The organism is Stutzerimonas sp. LR2, assembly GCF_055755175.1.
On the sequence record NZ_JBVTRR010000042.1, the window covers coordinates 1 to 1005 of the forward strand.

Below are 1005 nucleotides of genomic sequence, written 5' to 3' on the forward strand. Positions count from 1 at the left end.
CTCTCATCAACGTAGAGGTTTTTATGGCCTTGATTATCCGAGCCGGAACCGGCGAAAGCGACGTCGTAGTCACTGAGTGCAATGAGCAAGGTCTTCTTGACCCTGCATTCGTTCAAAGCGTGCTGAAGGGGTACCCTGAGTTTTCTCAGCTGAGCAAAGGGATCACGTTGAATGGCGTGATTTTCGATCGCGTCCTCATAAATGAAGACGCCAAACACAGCGACCTGGAGCTGAATGAACGAGCCACTACGCTGCTGGAGGAACTTATTTGCCTGGAAGGGCCGATCGTCGGTGATGTGTTGTTGTTAACCGCAGGGGAGCACTACTGACGAGACGTTAATTGGCAGCAATAAAAAGGCAACCAAGAGGTTGCCTTTTCTTTTGGGTCATCCCAGTGGGTGAGGATATTTGAGCCACCAATCGGGTGAATGCAGGAAGTTTCCTTTTTCCGTCCAGCCAGCCCCGATCAGTTGATCTTTGACAAAATCAGGCTGTCTGCGCAGAGTGTCAATGGAGACCTCATTGACAATGCAGACTTTGCCTTTTTCGCCCTCAACGTCACTTTTAATGTAACGCGAGAGGCCGATAAGCTGAATGCGTGAGCAGATTGCGCCTGCCGTTCGATCCATCTTTTTAGCGATTACGTCTGGTGAATGATGCTCCCCAAGCAACGTGAACAAAAATTTGTAGTTGCCGGAGAACCATAATTTACCGTTGCGCGTTTTTTCACGCGCAGGTGCGGGTTGACGTTTTGGACTGGCGTCTGGCGGTGTTGAAGCGGCGTTCTCGACGGGTTTTTCTGCCAAAGGGGCAGCTTGCGGCTCGGCAGCCTCAATGGCCTGTCGTTTGGCATTAACGGCCTTCAACAAACTGGCTGCGGCCAGCAAGTTATCATTACTGTGGACCGGGGCTTTCGTTTCTGTGGATGAAACCTTCAGCGGCCATGAACCTGGTACCAGATCAGTGATCTGGGTTGCGTCAGACCACCAGGTTGGCGCGGTTAAT

The 1005-nt window shown here is 51.4% G+C and carries 2 protein-coding genes; one reads left to right on the top strand and one right to left on the bottom strand.

What is annotated here, in order from left to right:
- On the top strand, positions 1–329 hold a 329-nt coding region (locus tag ACVRRC_RS21880; protein ID WP_472997558.1), incomplete at its 5' end, for a hypothetical protein.
- Positions 330–386: 57 nt separating this feature from the next.
- Here ACVRRC_RS21880 and ACVRRC_RS21885 read toward each other — a convergent pair.
- On the bottom strand, positions 387–1005 hold a 619-nt coding region (locus ACVRRC_RS21885; protein ID WP_472997559.1), incomplete at its 5' end, for a hypothetical protein.